Genomic DNA, 18,891 nt, shown 5'->3' with positions numbered 1-18,891 from the left:
AGTAGGCGGTGGAGAAAATGAATACAGTACATGCTAAAGGAAATGTTTTGAACAAAATCGGAATTCCTTCTCACATGGTTTGGGGTTATATTGGCGTTGTCATCTTTATGGTTGGAGACGGCCTCGAACAAGGCTGGCTGTCTCCTTTTCTCGTTGATCATGGTCTCAGTATGCAGCAATCCGCATCGTTATTTACCATGTACGGCATTGCTGTCACCATCTCAGCTTGGCTTTCAGGAACGTTTGTCCAAACTTGGGGGCCGAGAAAAACGATGACTGTCGGATTGCTTGCATTTATCCTCGGTTCGGCCGCTTTTATCGGCTGGGCGATTCCTCATATGTATTATCCGGCTCTCTTGGGCAGCTATGCTCTTAGAGGCTTGGGATATCCGCTGTTTGCATACTCTTTTCTCGTATGGGTGTCATACAGCACCTCTCAAAATATTCTCGGAAAAGCCGTCGGATGGTTTTGGTTTATGTTTACGTGCGGCCTTAACGTGCTCGGCCCGTTCTATTCCAGCTATGCGGTTCCGGCCTTTGGAGAAATCAATACGCTTTGGAGCGCTTTACTGTTTGTGGCGGCAGGCGGATTTCTGGCCTTGTTTTTTAACAAAGATAAATTTACTCCGATACAAAAACAAGATCAGCCGAAATGGAAAGAATTGTCGAAGGCATTTACAATTATGTTTGAAAACCCTAAGGTCGGCATCGGCGGAGTGGTCAAGACGATTAATGCGATAGGACAATTTGGATTTGCCATCTTTCTTCCTACTTATTTAGCACGATACGGGTATTCGGTTTCGGAATGGCTGCAAATATGGGGGACGCTGTTTTTTGTGAATATTGTGTTTAATATCATTTTCGGTGCAGTCGGAGATAAACTTGGCTGGCGCAATACGGTCATGTGGTTTGGCGGTGTCGGATGCGGTATTTTTACGCTGGCGCTGTATTACACGCCTCAGCTGATCGGGCATCAGTATTGGGTGCTCATGATTATCGCCTGCTGCTACGGCGCGGCTTTAGCAGGGTACGTCCCATTAAGCGCGCTTTTGCCGACGCTTGCACCTGATAATAAAGGTGCTGCCATGTCAGTGTTGAATTTGGGATCTGGTTTATGTGCGTTTATCGCGCCGGGCATCGTGAGTCTTTTCATTGGGCCGCTCGGTGCAGGTGGCGTGATTTGGATCTTTGCGGCATTGTATTTTTTCAGTGCCTTTCTGACGCGATTCTTGACAATTTCTGAGCAAAGCACAGATGTGTATACGGAGGAACGGTTTGTCAGGGAAAATGTGCAGACAAATTTTGATAAAACGGTTAAGCAGTAGCCTCTTTGGTCAAACTAATCATAAACGTGTGCAAAGAGGTGTAGAGGGTGAAACGATTCAGCACGGCGTATCTTTTGCTGGGCATTCTTTGCTCAGCGGCAGTATTTTTAATAGGAGCTCCTTCCCGCGCACTTGGCGCGGAAGTGGAGCACTATGAGCCGCTGCAGGTGCATGTGCAGCTTGAAAAGGTGTATTTGGACGGCGATGTCAGCATTGAGCATAAGCATGAAAAAGTGTTTTCTATGGATGATTTTTGGGCAGCTTATGCCGGATGGACGCTTGTGGAACAAAAAAAGGGATATGTGCTCTTTCGGAAGCAAATGGACGATATTTCTCCGCTCAGCAAGGTCAACGGGTATATCGGTGTATCGGATAATGGAGTGATTTCCACTTTTCATGGGCGGCCTGAGCCAGCTTCCGAACCAATTCAGTCTTTTTTTCAAATTGATTTAGAAAGGCTGGAAAGCCATATGCAAAAAAATCTGCTGAAAGGCATTCCATTTCGGACAAAAGCGGAGTTTGAGGATGTCATCGAACATATGAAGACATACAGCGGGTAACGTCCGCTGATTGAAGACATGAATTCATGTCTTTTTTTTCGTGAAAGAATGAGAGAGAAGCGAACATATGTTAACTTTTCTATAAGACTTTGGCTGTTTTTATGGTACAATGAAGAACAGTCAAAGAGGTGAATTTGCGTGATTGAATTTGTTAAAGGGACGATTGATTATGTATCTCCCCAATATATTGTCATAGAGAACGGCGGCATCGGTTATCAGATTTTCACGCCGAATCCGTTTATATATAAGGAGAGAAGCCAAGAAACGATTTTTACATACCATCATATCAGAGAGGATGCTTTTTCGCTTTACGGTTTTTCAACAAGAGAGGAGAAGGCGCTCTTTACAAAGCTGTTAAACGTGACCGGAATTGGCCCGAAAGGAGCACTTGCCATCTTGGGCTCGGGTGATCCCGGAGCGGTCATCCAAGCAATTGAAAATGAGGATGAAGCTTTTTTGGTCAAGTTTCCTGGAGTAGGAAAGAAAACCGCACGCCAGATTATTCTAGATTTAAAAGGAAAGCTGGCAGATGTTGTGCCTGAAATGATTGAAAATCTGTTTAATCATGAAGAAAGGCTTGAAAAGCAAACAGCGGAAACGGCTCTTGAAGAAGCACTTGAAGCCCTCAGGGTTCTCGGATATGCTGAAAAAGAAATCAAAAAGGTGCTTCCTCACCTTAAAGAAGAAATTGGGCTGACAACAGACCAATATGTGAAAAAAGCATTACAAAAACTATTAAAGTAAGGTGATGTTCATGGATGAACGGCTCGTCTCAAGTGAAGCAGACAACCATGAATCAGTGATAGAGCAAAGCCTGAGGCCGCAAAATCTGGCACAGTATATCGGGCAGCATAAGGTAAAAGAAAATTTGCGCGTGTTTATAGATGCGGCGAAAATGAGACAGGAGACGCTGGATCATGTTCTTCTGTACGGGCCGCCCGGACTCGGAAAAACAACGCTTGCTTCGATTGTTGCTAATGAAATGGGAGTGGAATTGCGGACGACATCAGGGCCTGCGATTGAAAGGCCTGGTGATTTGGCTGCTATATTAACGGCGCTGGAACCGGGAGATGTATTATTTATTGATGAAATACATAGGCTGCACAGATCGATCGAAGAGGTGCTTTATCCTGCAATGGAAGACTTTTGCCTGGACATTGTGATTGGCAAAGGCCCATCTGCCCGCTCGGTTCGGCTCGACCTTCCGCCTTTTACGCTGGTGGGAGCCACGACGAGGGTGGGGCTTTTGACGGCTCCTTTAAGAGACAGATTCGGCGTAATGTCTCGCCTTGAGTACTATACACAAGAAGAACTGGCGGATATTGTCACAAGAACCGCTGATGTATTCGAGGTTGAGATTGATAAACCATCGGCTCTTGAAATTGCAAGAAGATCGAGAGGGACGCCCCGCGTGGCGAACCGCCTGCTGAGAAGGGTGCGCGATTTTGCCCAAGTGCTGGGTGACAGCAGGATTACGGAAGACATTTCTCAGAATGCGCTGGAGCGGCTTCAGGTTGACCGCCTCGGTTTGGATCATATTGATCATAAGCTGCTGATGGGCATGATCGAAAAATTCAACGGCGGCCCAGTAGGCCTTGATACGATTTCAGCTACCATCGGCGAGGAATCGCATACGATTGAAGACGTATATGAACCATATCTGCTGCAAATTGGATTTATACAAAGAACGCCGCGTGGAAGGATCGTGACACCGGCCGTTTATCATCATTTCCAAATGGAGGCTCCCCGATATGACTGAATTTCCTAAGATCATCATGATTCTTGGTGCTGTTATGCTTATTATCGGAGCAGTTTTGCATTTTGTCGGCAAGATGCCGGGAGATATTTTTGTAAAAAAAGGAAATGTCACGTTTTTCTTCCCGGTTGTCACTTGTATTATTATAAGTGTGGTATTATCAATTTTGCTCAATCTTTTTGGCAGAATGAAATAACAAAAGACTAGAATAAAGGTGAAATCATCATGAAAGTCGATTTATTTGATTTTGAACTACCAGAACGTTTAATTGCACAAGTACCGTTGGAGCAGCGTGATGCTTCAAGGCTGATGGTGCTCGATAAACATACAGGAGAGCTTACTGACAGCTCGTTTAAACACATTATCAGCTTCTTTAACGAAGGCGATTGTCTAGTCCTGAACAATACCCGGGTACTGCCTGCGCGGTTATTCGGCACAAAAGAGGATACCGGCGCGAAAGTGGAACTTCTTTTGTTGAAACAGGAAACCGGTGATAAATGGGAAACACTTGCCAAACCGGCGAAACGGGTGAAAAAAGGAACTGTTGTCACATTTGGAGACGGAAGATTGAAGGCAATCTGCACGGAAGAGCTTGAGCACGGCGGCAGAAAGATGGAATTTCAATATGACGGTATTTTCTACGAGGTGCTTGAATCCCTTGGAGAGATGCCGCTCCCTCCATATATCAAAGAACAGCTTGATGACAAAGAGCGCTACCAGACAGTGTATTCAAAAGAAATCGGCTCTGCTGCTGCGCCTACAGCTGGCCTTCACTTCACGGAAGAAATCTTACAGCAGCTGAAAGACAAAGGCGTGCAAATTGAGTTCATCACACTGCACGTAGGCCTTGGAACGTTTCGCCCTGTGAGTGCCGATGAAGTGGAAGAGCATAATATGCATGCAGAGTTTTATCAAATGTCAGAAGAAACGGCTGCAGCCTTAAACAAAGTAAGAGAAAATGGCGGCCGGATCATTTCTGTCGGTACGACCTCGACACGCACGCTTGAGACGATTGCCGGGGAACATGACGGGCAATTTAAAGCATCAAGCGGCTGGACATCTATTTTTATTTATCCGGGCTATGAATTTAAAGCCATTGACGGAATGATTACAAACTTCCATTTGCCGAAATCGTCATTGATTATGCTGGTCAGCGCGCTTGCTGGAAGAGAAAACATTCTGCGTGCCTATAACCATGCAGTGGAAGAGGAATACCGTTTCTTCAGCTTCGGAGACGCGATGCTGATTATATAATTTGAGAACAGGAGGCCTCATCAAAAGTGGCTGAACAACCAATACGCTATGAATTTATAAAAGAATGCAAACAAACAGGAGCGCGGCTGGGCAAAGTGCATACGCCTCACGGCTCCTTTGAAACGCCGGTTTTTATGCCGGTCGGCACACTGGCGACAGTCAAAACAATGTCGCCTGAAGAGCTGAAAGCAATGGATGCAGGCATCATTTTGAGCAACACTTATCATCTATGGCTTCGTCCGGGCCAAGACATTGTCAAAGAAGCGGGCGGGCTCCATAAATTTATGAACTGGGACCGCGCAATTTTAACAGATTCAGGCGGTTTTCAGGTCTTTTCTTTAAGCAAGTTTCGTAATATAGAGGAAGAGGGTGTCCATTTCCGCAATCATCTCAATGGAGACAAGCTGTTTTTATCTCCAGAAAAAGCGATGGAGATCCAAAACGCACTCGGCTCTGATATTATGATGGCGTTTGATGAATGCCCGCCATACCCGGCGGAGTACGACTACATGAAGAGGTCAGTTGAACGGACAAGCCGTTGGGCGGAACGTTGCCTGAATGCCCACAATCGTCAGGATGAACAAGGGCTGTTTGGTATTGTACAAGGCGGAGAATATGAAGATCTGCGGACACAAAGTGCGAAGGACTTGATTTCCCTTGATTTTCCGGGATATGCTATAGGCGGATTGTCTGTAGGTGAACCGAAGGATGTCATGAACCGTGTACTCGAATTTACAACACCGCTCTTGCCGAAGGATAAACCGAGATATCTGATGGGAGTAGGTTCTCCGGATGCACTGATCGACGGTGCGATCCGCGGGGTCGATATGTTTGACTGTGTGCTGCCTACACGGATTGCAAGAAACGGCACAGTGTTTACTGCTGAAGGACGACTCAATATGAAAAATGCGAAATTTGAAAGAGACTTCCGTCCGATTGATGAAGAGTGTGATTGCTATACATGTAAAAACTACACTCGCGCGTACATTAGGCACTTAATTCGCTGCAATGAAACATTCGGCCTTCGATTAACAACTTACCATAACCTTCATTTTCTGTTACACTTAATGGAGCAGGTAAGACAGGCTATTCGCGAGGATCGTCTGGGTGATTTCAGAGAAGAGTTCTTTGAGCGTTACGGCTATAACAAGCCAAATGCGAAAAGCTTCTAAATAAACATAACAGGCTTACAGAAAGGGGTGAAAATGATGACTGGCACTTTAGGTACATTGGTTCCTATTATTTTAATGTTTGCGGTCCTTTACTTCTTGCTGATTCGTCCTCAGCAAAAGCAGCAAAAGGCTGTACGCCAAATGCAAGAGGAACTGAAAAAAGGCGATTCAGTAGTGACAATCGGGGGATTGCACGGTACTGTTGACTCTATCGACGAAAGCAAAGTCGTAATTAAGACTGGTGATAACACACGTCTTACGTTCGACCGCCGCGCGATCAGAGAAGTTTCTGCTGCTGAATAACAGCAGGAGCTATACATAGCAAACAAAAAAGAGCGGGCAAGTGAGCCCGCTCTTTTTTTGTCATCTTTTCAGCAAGATTGAAAACCCTTGAAGTCTAGGAAGGCCGAGTACCGGAGCGCAGCGAATGTATAAATTCGTGAGTACCGGAACGTAGGCCTGACAACGAATGCGAGGGTTTGTCGACATGCTGAAAGAGCGGGTGAGCCCGCTCTTTTTTATGTGGAAGACCTGTTTCCCCTCATGTTTACGCCGAAAATCCCGCCCAGCATGCACACCCCTAAAAATCCCAGATGGAAGATCAGCTGTTCTGCTGTAAATGTCTTTCCGAATCCTAAATACTGAAACAATAAGATAATCAGAGAAAAACTTAAGGCAGTCAATGCTCCAATCATCCAGCCTCTTTCCTTGCCTTTCCCGCCTGAAATGAATCCGCCGATAAATAAAGAGAGAAATGAGATAGCTGTGATCAGCCAGTTAAATGATGATTCTTCCAGCGAGGTTGCGGTCAATAAAAGTGAAACCGCCAAACTTGTCAGGAGCATGGCTGCAAATATGGCGATTAAGCCGTAAAGAATGCCTTTTCCAACTTGTTTCGTTTCCTCCATGATTGTCTCCTCTCTGCCTGTATTAAAAGGCTTCTGTTCTTTTTGTTCAAAACCGTCAGACATGCTGATGGCTCGTCTTTGTAAAAATGTATTCCCTTATCCCATGAATTAGACGTAAAAGCTTTGTGAAATGCAATCGGTTTTTCTTACATAAATTGATCATTTTGTTGCAACCTATAATGAGTTGGAGGTGCATAATGGAAGAGCTTCTCACTATTGCGTTTCGCACAGTCGTATTGTATTTTGTGATATTGGTCATTTTTCGTTTCATGGGCAAACGGGAGATCGGAGAGCTTAGTATTTTAGATCTCGTTGTCTTTATCATGATGGCTGAAATTGCCGTTTTAGCCATAGAAAACGTAGACGATCATCTATCTCATACCATTTTGCCAATGCTTGTATTAATGATCATTCAAGTGACTTTGGCATACTTTTCTTTAAAAAACCGAAAAGTCCGCCAGCTTCTTGACGGTAAGCCGACCATAATTATCAAATATGGAAAAATTGACGAAGAAGCCATGAAATCACAGCGTTATAATTTTGATGATTTAATGGTTCAGCTCAGAGAAAATAGCGTCGACAGAGTAGCTGACGTATCATTTGCCATTTTAGAGCCGTCGGGCAAACTGACTATTGTAAAGAAAGAAAATAGCGGAGAGCATCGGCAGCTCGAAATGCCGCTCATTATAGACGGCTTCATTCAAACAGAAAACCTGTCCAGAATCAGTAAAGATAAAAAATGGCTGCTTGAAAATTTGCAAAAACACGGATACACCAACCCTTCAGATATTTCATTTTGCTCGTTTACAGACGGAGAAATATATATTGATGAAAAAGATGGGCACCGCACGTGATCATTATCGGATGATCAACCGTCCGATAATGGGAATGCGGCAAAGCTCATCTTTTTTAATTAAACGGAAAACGAGCAGGAGGATCATATAAACGGCGGCGCTCGCCGCAATCCATCCGGCTAGATTGACAGCCTCAGATGCTCCAAAGCTTATATAATGTTTGATGGCGGAGCTGATGAATCCGCAAATTACAATAACAGCGAAGCTGAGCGCGTACTCCTTGATTTTGATGCTGATCGGCAGCACTTTGCTTACGGTTGCTGCGTGCAATAGCGTAACGAGCACCATGCCTGTCACAATGGCTAATGCCGCACCCATAATGCCAAGAGAAGGCCTTGTGGCAAGGACAAAAATAAGGCCTGTTTTGACAAGCGCTCCGATTAAGCTGTTCATCATCGCAGCTCCTGCCAAATTAAGCGCCTGCAGCACAGCTTGAAGCGGGCCTTGGAAATAATAAAGCAGAAAAAACGGGGCCATCACTTTTATAAATACAGCGGCGCCTGAGGAACCGTACATCACTCTCATCAGCTCATCCGCAAATACAAATAAAATAACAACTGAAATGCCTCCGCTGAGCAGACAGAGACGCATCGCCTGTTCCAAGCGGTATTCCACCACCTGCAATTTTTTCTGCTCCATTCCTTCACTGATCGCAGGAACAAGCGCGGTCGACAAAGAATATGTAATAAAGCTGGGCAGAGTCAGCAGCGTCATGGCAAAGCCGGTCAGTTCCCCGTATTGCTTTGTTGCGGCAACTGTTGCCACACCGGCGATGGCAAGGCTTTGAGCGACGACGATTGGCTCGAAAAACCAAGAGAGGTTTCCGATAAAGCGGCTCCCGGTTGTTGGAAGGGACACGCTCATTAATTGGGTAAAGGTTTGTTTTCCGTTTTTAATTGACTGGAAAAAATGCTTTCTGATTTTAATTGTCTTTTTATACTTAAAGCAAACGAATAAATAAAGAAGTGATGCCAGCTCCCCTGCCACTGAGGATAGCATTGCCCCCGCTGCAGCATATTCAATTCCGTAAGGGAGAAAAATCGTTGTGCAGACAGCCACGAGTGAAATGCGGACGACCTGTTCAAGGACTTGTGACATAGCAAGCGGGTTCATATTCTGTTTTCCTTGAAAGTATCCCCTCAGCACACTCGATATAGCAATAATCGGCACAACCGGCGTAATGGCCAAGAGCGGATACAATGTTCGCTTATCTGTCAGCATCGTTTCAGCCATAACCGGGGCGAAAAACAGAAACAGCGGTGTAAAGATGAGGCTGAGCACTCCCGTGATGGTCAGAGACATGACTAAAATATTTTTCGTTTTTTGATGATCTCCGCGCGCACTGGCTTCAGCGACTAGCTTGCTGATCGCGACCGGCAGACCGAATTGAGTTAATGTAGTGGCCAAGAAGAAGGTAGGCGCCGCCATCATGTAAAGCCCGACTCCTTCTTCACCGATAAAACGGGCGATAACCACCCGGTTGACAAACCCGAGCATTCTTGTAACCATTCCTGCTGCGATAAGGATAAGAGTGCCCTTTAAAAACGTCTGTTTCGCCATTTTTACCCCCTGCCTTCTCAAACTACCTGGAATCATATACAATAAAGATATGCGTATATATCGTCCAAGCATGACAAGTCTTCTTGAAAAACAATAAAAAAGGAGCGTGGAATTCGTGGAGAAGCATCCAGCCGATCTATATAAAGACCACGTCAGGCCGTTTCTTTACAGCAAACTGGAAGAGTTTAAGATTCTCGGGTATGATGATGTTGAACTCGAAAGTTTGTGGTCATACTTAACAGATAAGAAGTGGAAAAAGAAAACGGAACTGAACATTTATGAACTGGCGAGTGATATTTTATCAGTGAAAATTGGCGAATTTATGAACTATGCAACCGTTGAGTCATTTAAAACGTCTAATTGGCTGGGCAGTGAAGAGGGCCAGGAAGCATTGGAAGAACTGCTGAGATAGCAGGTTGATTCGCACAGGTTTAAGGGAGGATATACATAATGAAAAAAGGACGCTTGATTGCGTTTTTCCTTTTCGTTCTATTGATCGGCACGGGCTTGGGCTACTTTACGAAGCCTGCCGCTAACAATATTACGTTAGGATTGGATTTGCAAGGCGGATTTGAGGTGCTGTATGATGTACAGCCTGTAAAAAAAGGTGACAAAATCACAAAAGATGTTCTGGTCAGCACAGTAGAGGCATTGAACCGCCGGGCCAATGTTCTCGGTGTCAGCGAACCGAACATCCAAATTGAAGGGAATAACCGGATTCGCGTTCAGCTCGCTGGTGTGACAAACCAAAACAGAGCGCGTGAAATTTTGGCGACTGAAGCGCAGCTTTCTTTCAGAGATACGAATGACAAAGAATTGCTGAATGGCTCTGACCTCGTCGAAAACGGAGCTAAACAAACGTATGACGCCAAAACAAATGAACCGATTGTCAGCATTAAACTGAAAGATGCTGATAAATTCGGCGAAGTGACCAAAAAGGTCATGAAAATGGCGCCAAACAACCAGCTTGTTATTTGGATGGATTACGAAAAAGGGGACTCCTTTAAAAAAGAGGTTCAAAAAGAGCACCCTAAATATGTATCCGCCCCAAATGTAAGTCAGGAATTAAACACAACTGACGTTACAATTGAAGGGCAATTTACGGTTCAAGAAGCAAAAGATTTAGCCAGCATTTTAAACGCAGGCGCACTTCCTGTGAAACTGACTGAAAAATATTCGACATCAGTAGGCGCACAATTCGGCCAGCAGGCTCTCCATGATACGGTGTTCGCCGGTATTGTCGGTATCGCAATTATTTTCTTATTTATGCTTTTCTATTACCGTCTGCCGGGATTAATCGCGGTGATTACGCTATCTGTTTATATCTACATTACACTCCAGATCTTTGACTGGATGAATGCCGTACTCACGCTTCCGGGAATTGCCGCTCTCATTTTAGGTGTCGGGATGGCTGTTGACGCCAACATTATTACCTATGAGCGGATTAAAGAAGAGCTCAAGCTAGGAAAGTCAGTCCGCTCTGCCTTCCGTTCAGGAAACAGACGGTCATTTGCGACGATTTTTGATGCGAATATTACAACCATTATTGCAGCGGTTGTGCTCTTTATCTTTGGGACAAGCTCTGTTAAAGGGTTTGCGACAATGCTGATCCTATCGATTTTGACAAGCTTTATCACTGCCGTTTTCTTATCGAGATTTCTCCTCGCTCTCCTTGTGGAAAGCAGATGGCTTGATCGGAAAAAAGGCTGGTTTGGTGTCAATAAGAAACATATCATGGATATTCAGGATACGGATGAAAATACAGAGCCGCATACGCCATTCCAAAAATGGGATTTCACGAGCAAACGCAAATACTTCTTTATTTTCTCCAGTGCAGTCACGGTTGCCGGGATTATTATCCTGCTTGTGTTCAGGCTGAATCTTGGCATTGACTTTGCAAGCGGTGCACGGATTGAAGTACAAAGCGACCATAAGCTGACGACAGAGCAAGTTGAAAAGGATTTTGAATCTCTTGGTATGGACCCTGATACTGTCGTTCTGTCAGGCGAAAAGAGCAATATCGGTGTTGCCCGTTTTGTCGGGGTGCCAGATAAAGAAACCATAGCAAAAGTAAAAACGTATTTTAAAGACAAATACGGGTCTGAGCCAAATGTCAGCACAGTTTCACCGACAGTCGGTAAGGAGCTGGCAAGAAATGCGCTGTACGCAGTTGCTATAGCTTCTATTGGCATCATTATTTACGTTTCAATCCGATTCGAATACAAAATGGCGATTGCTGCCATCGCCTCATTGCTATATGACGCATTCTTTATCGTCACGTTCTTCAGTATTACAAGGCTTGAGGTAGATGTTACGTTCATCGCGGCCATCTTGACGATAATCGGGTATTCCATTAACGATACAATCGTTACATTTGACAGGGTCCGCGAGCATATGAAAAAGCGTAAGCCGAAAACATTTGCCGATCTGAACCATATTGTAAACCTGAGCCTGCAGCAAACTTTTACACGTTCAATTAACACTGTATTAACTGTTGTGATTGTTGTTGTGACATTGCTGATCTTTGGAGCATCTTCTATTACTAACTTCTCAATTGCTTTATTGGTCGGGCTGTTAACAGGCGTTTATTCTTCTCTATACATTGCCGCACAAATTTGGCTTGCATGGAAAGGAAGAGAACTGAAAAAAGATTCGGCGCAATAAAAAATATCAGGCTGTCCTCTGCAGGGCAGCCTGTTTTTTGAAGTTGCATTGAACTTAAAATAGACATTTGCTATAATGACATACGCTTACATTTAAACATATATATGGTGTTAAAAGTGTTTATGACTGGTTTTCAGATATGTAGGAGGGTTTATATATGAGGGTTCGCGAATCAGAGCTGCCGGGCATAGGACAAAAAGTTGAAATGATTACTAGAAACCGTGATAAAATTTCAATTATCATTCATCATGACGGACGGAGAGAGCTTTACTATTTTGACGAAAACGACCATGAGGAATGTATTGCCTCCGTGCAGTTTGATGACGCTGAAGCAAGGCAAATGTCTGCAATTCTTGGCGGAATGGCCTATAAACCGAAAGCATTAGAACAGGTCGAGTCAGCCCTTGATGATTTGATTATAGAGTGGTGTAAAGCAGAGGCGGGAGCGCCTGCCATTCATCAGACGATTGGTGATTTGGATGTGGGTCAGGAATATCATGTGACGGTCATTGCAATTATTAAGAAGAATCAGGATAAAAAATTGAATCCGAGCTCTGAAACAGTCATTGACGAAGGCGATACACTTGTGATTTCCGGTGAGGGAACCGGACTGAAGAGGCTGATCTGGGAAAAATTAACAGCGAAGGGGTCTTAACCCAGTGTTAAGCCATGTTTAAAACCAGTCTTGATGGGGAAAGTTACCTCAATAAGAAGTTTGGGGGGAAAAGAGAATGAATAAACAATGGACCATTATTTTCGCACTTATTTTCACCTTAATTGTCGCTATTTTCGCAGTCATTAATGTTCGATCCGTAGAAGTTGATTACCTGTTTGGAAGATCAGAATGGCCGCTCATTCTTGTTATTTTGGGCTCAGTTTTAATGGGAGCGCTGATCGTATTTTCTGTCGGCATTTTTCAGGTAATGAAATTGAAGCGGGAAATAAAAACCTTGCGGAAAGAAAATAGAACAGCAATACATAAACAAGAGGATACTCATCTTGCTGATCAGACTGACACACAGGATGCATCAGCCATGATTGAGAAAAAAGACTAGTTTTCGAATATTATTTGAAACCCCTCAGCCTGCTCTAGTATAATAGGGTGGTTGAGGGGTGAATTTATGTTAGCGTCAAAAATGCGATGGGAAATCCAGCGACCAGATCAGGATAAGGTCAAATCACTCACAGAACAATTGCATATAACACCTCTTGTTGCGTCCCTGCTTGTAAAAAGAGGCTTTGATACGGCAGAAAGCGCTAGGCTGTTTTTACATACAAAGGATGCCGATTTTTATGATCCTTTTGAAATGAAAGGCATGAAAGAAGCGGCAGATCGAATAAAACAGGCGATTTCACAACAAGAAAAGATTATGATATATGGCGATTATGACGCCGATGGGGTTACAAGTACGTCAGTGATGCTTCACACGCTGCAAAAACTGTCGGCTCAAGTTGATTTTTATATACCTGACCGTTTTAAAGAAGGATATGGACCTAATGAACAGGCGTTTCGTTCGATTAAAGAACGGGGCTTCTCTTTGATCATTACGGTTGATACAGGAATTGCCGCTGTGCATGAAGCGAAGGTGGCAAAGGAACTCGGACTGGATGTCATCATTACCGATCATCATGAACCGGGACCGGAGCTTCCGGATGTCCATGCGATCGTCCACCCGAAGCAGCCGGACTGCACTTACCCGTTTAAAGAGCTTGCCGGGGTTGGAGTCGCGTTTAAGCTTGCCCACGCTTTATTGGGTGAACTTCCTGATGAACTGCTTGACCTGGCGGCTATCGGCACCATTGCCGATCTAGTCCCGCTGCATGACGAAAACAGATTAATTGCAACACTAGGACTTGAAAGGCTTCGACGGACAAATCGGCTCGGCTTAAAAGAGCTGATTAAGCTGTCAGGCGGAGACATCGGAGAAGCGAACGAAGAAACTATCGGATTTCAGCTCGCACCAAGGCTGAATGCCGTCGGAAGAATCGAACAGGCTGATCCCGCTGTTCATTTGCTTATGTCAGAGGATTCGTTTGAAGCGGAAGAGCTTGCCGCAGAAATTGACCAGCTGAACAAAGAGCGCCAAAAAATGGTCAGCAAAATGACGGATGAAGCGATTGAAATGGTTGAACAGCAAGGGCTCGATCAAACTGCAATTGTCGTGGCCAAAGCCGGATGGAACCCGGGAGTCGTCGGGATTGTGGCTTCAAAGCTTGTGGACCGTTTCTACCGACCGGCAATTGTTCTTGGCATTGATGAAGAAAAGGGAATCGCTAAAGGTTCGGCCCGAAGCATCAGAGGATTTAATTTATTTGAGAGCCTTTCTGAATGCAGAGATATTCTTCCTCATTTCGGCGGCCATCCAATGGCTGCGGGGATGACGCTGAAAGCCGAAGATGTGCCGGATTTGCGAAGCAGGCTGAATGAAATAGCAGACAATACGCTTACGGAAGAGGATTTTATTCCCGTACAGGAAGTCGACCTTGTCTGCGGCGTCGAAGACATTACAGTTGAAAGCATCGCAGAAATGAACATGCTGTCTCCTTTTGGCATGCTGAACCCGAAACCGCACGTTCTCGTAGAAAACGCAGTACTGGAAGATGTCCGCAAGATAGGGGCAAATAAATCTCATGTCAAAATGACGATCAGAAACGAGTCTTCCCAGCTTGATTGCGTCGGTTTTAATAAAGGCGAGCTTGAAGAAGGCATCGTACCGGGTTCAAGAATTTCCATTGTCGGTGAGATGTCAATCAACGAATGGAACAATCGAAAAAAGCCGCAGCTTATGATAAAGGATGTCGTTGTTTCTGAATGGCAGCTGTTTGATTTAAGGGGAAAACGGACGTGGGAAGACACAGTTTCCGCCCTTCCATCTGCTAAACGGGCAATTGTCTCTTTCAAAGAAGACTCAACAACATTACTTCAAACTGAAGGCCTTCGCCGAGAAGTGCACGTCATCAGTTCTAAAGATCAAGCAAAGGCGTTTGACCTCGATGGTGCATATATTGTATTACTGGATCCGCCGCCTTCGCTGGACATGCTCGCACGTTTGCTGGAAGGCAAGGCGCCTGAGCGGATATATTTTATTTTTCTCAATCATGAGGACCACTTTTTATCAACTTTTCCCGCAAGAGACCACTTTAAATGGTATTATGCGTTCTTGCTGAAAAGAGGCGCTTTTGACGTGAAAAAACACGGTTCAGAGCTTGCAAAACATAAGGGATGGTCCGTTGAAACAATCAATTTCATGACAAAGGTGTTTTTTGATCTCGGTTTTGTTAAAATAGAGAATGGTGTGCTGTCTGTTGTGAGCGGAGCAAAGAAACGCGACTTAACAGACTCACAAACATATCAGGCGAAACAGCAGCTGATGGAACTGGATCAAAAGCTGAATTATTCTTCTGCTGAAGAGCTGAAGGAATGGCTGAATAAGCTGATGAAACAAGATTCAGAGGCTTATGAAAGTACGAGGAGGACATAAAACAGATGGATTTAAAACAATACGTAACAATTGTACCGGATTACCCGAAAGAGGGCGTGCAATTTAAAGATATTACGACACTGATGGATAAAGGCGATGTATACCGCTATGCCACAGATCAAATTGTTGAATATGCGAAAGAAAAGCAAATTGATTTGGTCGTTGGCCCTGAAGCGCGCGGCTTTATTATCGGCTGTCCCGTTGCTTACGCGCTTGGCGTAGGTTTTGCGCCGGTCCGCAAAGAAGGCAAGTTGCCTCGTGAAGTAATCAAAGTGGATTATGGCTTGGAATATGGAAAAGACGTATTAACGATCCACAAAGATGCGATTAAGCCTGGTCAGCGTGTGCTTATTACAGATGACCTGCTTGCGACAGGCGGCACAATTGAAGCGACAATCAAACTTGTTGAAGAACTTGGCGGCGTTGTTGCTGGTATCGCTTTCTTAATCGAGCTTTCTTACCTTGACGGGAGAAATAAGCTGGAAAATTACGACATCTTAACATTGATGAAATACTAAGGATAACCGCATAACGAAAAAGCACTCCATGTCAGGGTGCTTTTTTCCTATTGTTTTGCATTTATTTTATATAATATTTGGTTATTTGAACTTCTGCTCTTTACATCTTTCGTTTTTTTCTTGATAATAAACTACAATACAGTTTACATTTTAAAAAAGGTGATTCCATGGCGAACGAACAAGTATTGACTGCCGAGCAAGTTATAGATAAAGCGCGCAGCTATCTATCTGATGAGCATATCGCATTTGTCGAAAAAGCATATCTGTACGCTGAAGATGCTCATCGCGAGCAATACCGCAAATCGGGCGAGCCATATATTATTCATCCGATTCAGGTTGCGGGGATTCTCGTTGATCTTGAAATGGACCCTTCCACAATCGCGGGCGGATTTTTGCACGATGTCGTGGAAGATACAGATGTGACGCTCGATGACCTGAAAGAAGCATTTTCCGAAGAAGTGGCAATGCTTGTAGACGGCGTAACGAAACTCGGCAAAATTAAATATAAATCTCAAGAGGAACAGCAGGCGGAAAATCATCGCAAAATGTTTGTCGCTATGGCTCAAGATATCAGGGTCATATTGATCAAGCTGGCGGATCGTCTTCACAATATGCGGACACTGAAACATCTGCCTCAGGAAAAACAGCGGAGAATCTCCAATGAAACGCTGGAAATTTTTGCTCCTTTGGCGCATCGTCTCGGGATTTCAAAAATTAAGTGGGAATTGGAAGATACGGCGCTCCGTTATTTGAACCCTCAGCAATATTACAGAATTGTTAACCTCATGAAGAAGAAACGTGCGGAACGTGAGCTTTATGTCGATGAGGTTGTCAATGAAGTGAAGAAACGTGTCGAAGAAGTAAATATCAAGGCTGACTTTTCGGGACGCCCGAAACATATTTATAGCATTTATCGAAAAATGGTGCTGCAAAATAAGCAATTCAATGAAATTTACGATTTGCTGGCTGTCCGTATTCTTGTGAATAGCATAAAGGACTGCTACGCGGTGCTTGGCATCATTCACACATGCTGGAAACCGATGCCCGGCAGATTCAAAGATTATATCGCAATGCCGAAGCCGAATATGTATCAATCGCTTCATACAACGGTTATTGGGCCTAAAGGCGATCCGCTTGAAGTGCAGATCCGCACCTTTGAAATGCATGAAATAGCGGAATACGGGGTTGCGGCTCACTGGGCTTATAAAGAAGGGAAAGCAGCCACTGAAGGTGCAACCTTTGAGAAAAAGCTTTCTTGGTTCCGTGAAATTTTAGAATTTCAAAATGAATCGACAGATGCAGAAGAATTTATGGAATCGCTCAAAATTGATTTGTTCTCTGATATGGTGTATGTCTTTACGCCAAAAGGAGATGTGATCGAGCTTCCGTCCGGTTCTGTTCCGATTGATTTTTCTTACCGGATTCACTCTGAAATCGGCAATAAAACAATCGGTGCCAAAGTAAACGGAAAAATGGTTACGCTTGACCATAAGCTTCGGACAGGTGATATCGTTGAAATTCTCACCTCTAAGCATTCCTACGGCCCGAGCCAGGATTGGGTGAAGCTTGCCCAAACATCCCAAGCGAAGCATAAGATCCGTCAATTCTTTAAGAAACAGCGGCGTGAAGAAAATGTCGAAAAAGGCCGTGAACTGGTCGAAAAAGAAATTAAAAACCTGGATTTTGAATTGAAGGATGTTTTAACGCCGGAGAATATTCAAAAGGTTGCTGACAAATTTAATTTCTCAAATGAAGAGGATATGTACGCGGCGGTCGGTTACAACGGCATCACAGCTCTGCAGGTGGCGAACCGCCTAACAGAAAAAGAGAGAAAGCAGCGCGATCAGGAAGAACAGGAAAAGATCGTTCAGGAAGTTACTGGGGAACCGAAGCCATACCCGCAAGGAAGAAAACGGGAAGCTGGCGTTCGTGTCAAGGGCATCGACAACCTCCTTGTCCGTTTATCAAAATGCTGCAATCCTGTGCCAGGTGATGATATTGTCGGCTTTATCACAAAAGGCAGAGGGGTTTCGGTCCATCGCGAAGACTGTCCGAATGTCAAAACGAATGAAGCCCAAGAGCGGCTGATCCCGGTAGAGTGGGAGCATGAGTCACAGGTTCAAAAGCGCAAGGAATACAATGTTGAGATAGAGATTCTTGGGTATGACCGCCGCGGATTGCTGAACGAGGTACTCCAGGCAGTGAATGAAACGAAAACCAATATTTCATCTGTCTCTGGCAAATCGGATCGCAATAAAGTGGCAACCATCCATATGGCGATTTTTATCCAGAATATCAATCACTTGCACAAAGTCGTCGAGCGTATTAAACAGATTAGAGATATCTATTCTGTGCGCCGCGTCATGAACTAAAGGGGTTAGAAAATGAGATTAGTTGTTCAGCGAGTAACAGAAGCAAGCGTTACAGTGGACGAAGAGGTCGTCGGCCAAATTGGACAAGGCCTCATGGTGCTGGTCGGCATCACTCATGATGATACAGAAGATGATGCAGCTTATTTAGCCGATAAAGTTGTCAATCTCCGTATTTTCGATGACAGTGAAGGAAAAATGAATCTGTCTCTTGTAGATATAGGAGGAGAGATTTTATCCGTCTCACAGTTTACGCTTTATGGAGATACGAAAAAAGGGCGCCGGCCGAACTACATGAACGCGGCCAAACCTGATAAAGCTTTAGGTCTTTATGAAAAATGGAATGACCTGCTTCGTGAAAAAGGAATCAAAGTGGAGACCGGAACGTTTGGAGCAATGATGGATGTACAGCTTACAAACTCCGGACCGGTCACGCTCATTATGGATTCAAAATAAAAAAAGCTGCCAA

General features: G+C 44.4%; 19 protein-coding genes. 17 read left to right on the top strand and 2 right to left on the bottom strand.

Translation table 11 applies throughout. From position 1 onward, the window contains the following. Nucleotides 1-17: 17 nt before the first annotated feature. The 8 genes from ACZ07B_RS05120 (at nt 18) to yajC (ending at nt 6,370) form a co-directional block, all read left to right on the top strand. Nucleotides 18-1,325, top strand: coding sequence for an MFS transporter (locus ACZ07B_RS05120; RefSeq protein WP_017696346.1), 1,308 nt, complete (start codon nt 18-20; stop codon nt 1,323-1,325). Nucleotides 1,326-1,372: 47 nt separating this feature from the next. Continuing rightward, nucleotides 1,373-1,885, top strand: a complete 513-nt coding sequence (gene bofC, locus ACZ07B_RS05115) for a sporulation cell-cell signaling protein BofC (RefSeq protein WP_003229715.1) — start codon at nt 1,373-1,375, stop codon at nt 1,883-1,885. Nucleotides 1,886-2,023: 138 nt separating this feature from the next. Next, complete coding sequence (ruvA, locus tag ACZ07B_RS05110; protein ID WP_003229717.1) at nt 2,024-2,629, top strand: Holliday junction branch migration protein RuvA; 606 nt, start codon at nt 2,024-2,026, stop codon at nt 2,627-2,629. Between the two features lie 10 nt (nt 2,630-2,639). After that, complete coding sequence (ruvB, locus tag ACZ07B_RS05105) at nt 2,640-3,644, top strand: Holliday junction branch migration DNA helicase RuvB (RefSeq protein WP_003229718.1); 1,005 nt, start codon at nt 2,640-2,642, stop codon at nt 3,642-3,644. After that, nucleotides 3,637-3,837 (top strand): DUF2905 domain-containing protein, encoded by a 201-nt coding sequence (locus ACZ07B_RS05100; RefSeq protein ID WP_130572643.1) that lies wholly within the window; start codon nt 3,637-3,639, stop codon nt 3,835-3,837. The genes ruvB and ACZ07B_RS05100 overlap by 8 nt, the downstream gene beginning before the upstream one ends. 29 nt (nt 3,838-3,866) lie before the next feature. After that, nucleotides 3,867-4,895 carry a tRNA preQ1(34) S-adenosylmethionine ribosyltransferase-isomerase QueA gene (gene queA, locus ACZ07B_RS05095; RefSeq protein WP_003229723.1) on the top strand — a complete coding sequence of 343 codons (1,029 nt, stop codon included), beginning with the start codon at nt 3,867-3,869 and terminating at the stop codon, nt 4,893-4,895. Nucleotides 4,896-4,921: 26 nt separating this feature from the next. Then, nucleotides 4,922-6,067 (top strand): tRNA guanosine(34) transglycosylase Tgt, encoded by a 1,146-nt coding sequence (gene tgt / locus ACZ07B_RS05090; RefSeq protein WP_003229725.1) that lies wholly within the window; start codon nt 4,922-4,924, stop codon nt 6,065-6,067. Nucleotides 6,068-6,103: 36 nt separating this feature from the next. Continuing rightward, nucleotides 6,104-6,370, top strand: coding sequence for a preprotein translocase subunit YajC (gene yajC, locus ACZ07B_RS05085; RefSeq protein ID WP_004398708.1), 267 nt, complete (start codon nt 6,104-6,106; stop codon nt 6,368-6,370). Between the two features lie 215 nt (nt 6,371-6,585). Here yajC and ACZ07B_RS05080 read toward each other — a convergent pair whose 3' ends face one another. Beyond that, complete coding sequence (locus ACZ07B_RS05080; RefSeq protein ID WP_031315243.1) at nt 6,586-6,975, bottom strand: TIGR04086 family membrane protein; 390 nt, start codon at nt 6,973-6,975, stop codon at nt 6,586-6,588. A 197-nt stretch (nt 6,976-7,172) separates the two neighbouring features. Between ACZ07B_RS05080 and ACZ07B_RS05075 the strand changes: the two genes are divergently transcribed. Further along, nucleotides 7,173-7,829: a DUF421 domain-containing protein gene (locus ACZ07B_RS05075; RefSeq protein ID WP_464876978.1), complete on the top strand. Its 657-nt coding sequence runs from the start codon at nt 7,173-7,175 to the stop codon at nt 7,827-7,829. Between the two features lie 3 nt (nt 7,830-7,832). Here the strand turns inward: ACZ07B_RS05075 and spoVB are convergent, their stop codons facing one another. Beyond that, nucleotides 7,833-9,389, bottom strand: coding sequence for a stage V sporulation protein B (gene spoVB / locus ACZ07B_RS05070; RefSeq protein WP_217019437.1), 1,557 nt, complete (start codon nt 9,387-9,389; stop codon nt 7,833-7,835). Between the two features lie 115 nt (nt 9,390-9,504). Between spoVB and comN the strand changes: the two genes are divergently transcribed. From comN to dtd, 8 genes are all read left to right on the top strand, one after another. Then, complete coding sequence (gene comN, locus ACZ07B_RS05065; protein ID WP_003229735.1) at nt 9,505-9,801, top strand: post-transcriptional regulator ComN; 297 nt, start codon at nt 9,505-9,507, stop codon at nt 9,799-9,801. A 38-nt stretch (nt 9,802-9,839) separates the two neighbouring features. Further along, on the top strand, nt 9,840-12,053 hold the full coding sequence (secDF, locus tag ACZ07B_RS05060; RefSeq protein ID WP_015714442.1) for a protein translocase subunit SecDF: 2,214 nt from the start codon (nt 9,840-9,842) through the stop codon (nt 12,051-12,053). Between the two features lie 157 nt (nt 12,054-12,210). Next, nucleotides 12,211-12,708 (top strand): cation:proton antiporter regulatory subunit, encoded by a 498-nt coding sequence (locus ACZ07B_RS05055; protein ID WP_217019438.1) that lies wholly within the window; start codon nt 12,211-12,213, stop codon nt 12,706-12,708. Between the two features lie 76 nt (nt 12,709-12,784). Beyond that, the gene (locus tag ACZ07B_RS05050; protein WP_003229740.1) at nt 12,785-13,108 is read left to right on the top strand and encodes a LapA family protein; all 324 of its coding nucleotides are present in this window, start codon (nt 12,785-12,787) and stop codon (nt 13,106-13,108) included. Between the two features lie 66 nt (nt 13,109-13,174). Then, complete coding sequence (gene recJ / locus ACZ07B_RS05045) at nt 13,175-15,535, top strand: single-stranded-DNA-specific exonuclease RecJ (protein ID WP_464876977.1); 2,361 nt, start codon at nt 13,175-13,177, stop codon at nt 15,533-15,535. 5 nt (nt 15,536-15,540) lie between these two features. Further along, nucleotides 15,541-16,053 carry an adenine phosphoribosyltransferase gene (locus ACZ07B_RS05040; protein ID WP_015384246.1) on the top strand — a complete coding sequence of 171 codons (513 nt, stop codon included), beginning with the start codon at nt 15,541-15,543 and terminating at the stop codon, nt 16,051-16,053. Between the two features lie 167 nt (nt 16,054-16,220). After that, the gene (gene relA, locus ACZ07B_RS05035) at nt 16,221-18,425 is read left to right on the top strand and encodes a GTP diphosphokinase (protein ID WP_015483507.1); all 2,205 of its coding nucleotides are present in this window, start codon (nt 16,221-16,223) and stop codon (nt 18,423-18,425) included. A 12-nt stretch (nt 18,426-18,437) separates the two neighbouring features. Further along, nucleotides 18,438-18,878, top strand: coding sequence for a D-aminoacyl-tRNA deacylase (dtd, locus tag ACZ07B_RS05030; protein WP_004398689.1), 441 nt, complete (start codon nt 18,438-18,440; stop codon nt 18,876-18,878). Nucleotides 18,879-18,891: the final 13 nt, after the last annotated feature.

Source organism: Bacillus sp. 9.4, assembly GCF_055486415.1.
The sequence above is the reverse complement of the archived record's forward strand: the minus strand, read 5'-3'. Positions and strand labels throughout refer to the sequence as shown.